Below are 2,990 nucleotides of genomic sequence, written 5' to 3' on the forward strand. Positions count from 1 at the left end.
GAAACCGTCATGTCCGGTTCGGCGGGAGGCCGCGCGGAACAGGACTCGCCCTCACGGCGAGCACCTCGCCGCGCGGCCGACCCAACCGCCTGGCTGGGACGATGCCGCCGCCTGTCGAAGGACTACGAGTACCTGCGCGTCTGCTCAGAGAACGCTATCTACCTCGCCATGGCCATGCTCCTGGTGCGTCGCCTCGCAAAATCAGCCCGCTGACAGGCTTTTCAGACGCCCTCTAGTTGGCTACTGCCACACCAGCTCGGCGACGCGGCGGAAGTTGCCGCCCAGAATCGCGGCGACGGCGTTGTTGGTGTATCCCCGGGCAAGAAGCGCGTCTTCGACGGTCAGCAGGCCTTCCGGGAGCATGAAGTTGATCGGCCCCCAGCGGGTGTAGCAGTCGGGGAACAGCTCCGGGCTCTGTTCGAGCATTGCGTTGAAGTCCTCGTGGTCGAACGGGTAGTCGGTCGACACTCCGACGTGTTCCGGACCGACGAGGTCGACGGCGTAGTCGATGTGCCTTACGAGCGCGTCGGTGGTGGCGTCGTTGGGGCCGAGGAAGATCCCGACACCGGTGATGCCGATGACGCCACCCGTGGCGGCGCATTCCTTGGCCTGTTCGTCGGTGATGTTGCGGGGGTGGTCCCACACCGAGCGCATGCAGGAGTGGCTGTAGATCACCGGCTTCTCGGAGATCTCGCACATGTCCAGCCCGGTACGGGCACCGCAGTGGGATCCGTCTGCCACCATGCCGACGGCGTTCATCTCCCGTATCAGCGCCCGGCCGTAGGTGGTGAGCCCCTCGTCGACCTCGTCCAGGCAACCGCCGCCGGCCGCGTTGCGGTTGTTGTAGCTCGGCAGCATCGTACGGACGCCGAGATCGTAGAAGTGACGCACTCGGTCCAACTGCCCATCGAGCGGACCGCAATCCTCCAGGTCAAAGGCCACCGCGACGTCCCCCGCGCGCCCAGCGGCCTCGATGTCGTCGAGGTTCACAGCCAGCCGCAAACGGTGATCCGTGGCGATCCGCTCCCGCCAGCTTGCGATCAGGCCGGTGACGTCATTAGCGCTGTGGGGGGCATAGCCCACGTTCACTGAAACGAAGCTGCCCCCGGGCCTGCGGTATCGCGCCAGTTCGCCGACATTTGCGCGCCTCTCCAAGGGTAGGCAGCAGTGCTGCTCCCACAGCAAGGACGGACGGCGCGGTCCTGAAGATTCTTTCGACACACTATGCATCATGCCCGTGCCTCACCAGCTCCAGGCTCGGCACCCACGCCTGGTGAGGTTAACTGGCTGAGTTCTGTGCTGCGGCCCGGGCTTGGGTGATTGCAAGACGGTACGAGTCGGTGCCGGTCTGGATCAGGTTGCCGCCGAAAGTCAGCCGGTCCACGATGGCGGCGCAGAGCCGGGGATCAGTGAAGGTCTTGGTCCAGCGTGCGCCGTGCGGCGCTTCGTTGTATCCCCGACGCAGTCGGGATGAACTTGGAGGGAGGTTCTTGGGTCGCCGGGCTTACTTGAGCGCGAAAGCGTGAGGGGACAGCAGCATGCTCGGAAATCGGTGCCCGTCTGGAGGCGTCCAGGGCGGGGTGCCGCAAGACCCGCGCGATATGGCTAAGAGGGCGTTTTCTCCCGTTGTTTCATCCCGGATTGCCGGATTAAGGGCGGTTCAGGTGCCGCGTCGGCTCGGGGTGGATTCCGCGGTCAGTCGGCGTGTCATGAGGTTGATCATTGCGAGGTAGACCATGGCTTCGGAGCGATACGGTTTGGCCTCGTAGTCGCGTGCCAGTCGGCGGTGGTTCATCAGCCAGCCCAGGGTGCGTTCGACCGTCCAGCGACGGGGCAGGACGGTGAAACCCCTGGTGGCGGGGTCGCGGCGGACGATGTGCATGTCGATGCCGAGGGTTGCTGCGTGCTCGACGAGGTGTTGGCGGTAGCCGCCGTCGACCCAGGTCTTGCGGACGGTGGGATGCTCGACGGCGACATCCCGGACGCCGTCGACGCCGAGAGTGGTGGCCGCCCACACGGAACGTGGATGAAGCCACATCACGCCTGCTACGTCACTCGGGATCAACGCCTCAGCGCTGCCGTTGGGTAAGCCCGCGACCCCCCGTCGCGCCAAGTGCTGGAAGAACCCGCGCGCCAAGCGGGCCGTGTTCTGCGGTGTCATCCATATGTCGGTCAAAAGGTCATGCCTCGCCGAGTCGGCTGCCATCCGTCCATCACCTAGGTGTGTCTCGCCAGTCCGGCGCCGACTGCGTGCCTTGGCGTTCAGTTTGTAAATTGAATAAGCGTAGGCTGCCGGCGGTCAGTATGCCGCAACAATCATCGGTGTCGAGTTCGCTCGCTTCGGGCGCGAAGACATCCACGTCGTCACGCAGAAACCCGCCTGGTGCAGGATGCCTCGCGCGTATCGCGTCTCTTGCAGGCTGCACGGCTCATCCAGGCCATCACCGACTGTACCGAGGTGACTGGGGGGATCTTCTGGCATCTTCTGGTCACGGTGCTGGCGAGGCTGGTGGTTGGAGGTTGGGTGGGTAGCCCTTGGCGCGGAGCCAGGCATCAAGGGCCAGGGCCACGATGTCGCCGTGCGGTACCTCGTGGTCGGCGTTGTAGCGGCGGATGCGTCGCTGGAGCTGGAGGGCTTCGGGGACGGCATAGTTGAGCTGTCCGCGCTTGGTATGGCGGCTACTGACGATCTCCATCGTCTCAGGGTGGGGAATGAAGGGGTCGTTGGTGGGCTGGGATTGGGCTTCGAGTGAGTCGGCCAACTCACGCAGCCGTCGGGCGTGATGGGAGAGATCGGTCACGAGATTCTCCGGTCGGTCCGGCTAGGCGGCTAGTCGGCCGCCTATTGGGCTAGTGGAATAGTCGGCGGAAGGGGTGGCCGCGCCTCATCGATGAGGCGCGGCCCCCCCCGCGGCGGGGGGGTGGTGACAAAGACCCGAACCGGAGGCCCACGAGCGGCGCGCCCGCGCAGAAGTTTTAAGGGATATAGG

At 65.2% G+C, this 2,990-nt stretch carries 2 protein-coding genes and 3 pseudogenes; 1 reads left to right on the top strand and 4 read right to left on the bottom strand.

The window, feature by feature from the left end:
- Positions 1 to 213, top strand: a pseudogene (locus ACWCPF_RS45305) (hypothetical protein); the annotation flags it as partial.
- Between the two features lie 27 nt (positions 214 to 240).
- Here the strand turns inward: ACWCPF_RS45305 and ACWCPF_RS45310 are convergent.
- The 4 genes and pseudogenes from ACWCPF_RS45310 to ACWCPF_RS45325 all read right to left on the bottom strand — a co-directional run bounded on the left by ACWCPF_RS45310 (position 241) and on the right by ACWCPF_RS45325 (position 2,696).
- Positions 241 to 1,230, bottom strand: a complete 990-nt coding sequence (locus ACWCPF_RS45310) for a dipeptidase (protein WP_451051011.1) — start codon at positions 1,228 to 1,230, stop codon at positions 241 to 243.
- 49 nt (positions 1,231 to 1,279) lie between these two features.
- Positions 1,280 to 1,426 (bottom strand): annotated as a pseudogene (locus tag ACWCPF_RS45315) (ATP-binding protein); the annotation flags it as partial.
- Positions 1,427 to 1,660: 234 nt separating this feature from the next.
- Positions 1,661 to 1,975: pseudogene (locus ACWCPF_RS45320) on the bottom strand (transposase); the annotation flags it as partial.
- 514 nt (positions 1,976 to 2,489) lie between these two features.
- Positions 2,490 to 2,696 carry a hypothetical protein gene (locus ACWCPF_RS45325; RefSeq protein ID WP_451051010.1) on the bottom strand — a complete coding sequence of 69 codons (207 nt, stop codon included), beginning with the start codon at positions 2,694 to 2,696 and terminating at the stop codon, positions 2,490 to 2,492.
- Positions 2,697 to 2,990 lie beyond the last annotated feature (294 nt).

The sequence above is a fragment of the Streptomyces sp. NPDC001858 genome (assembly GCF_053594615.1).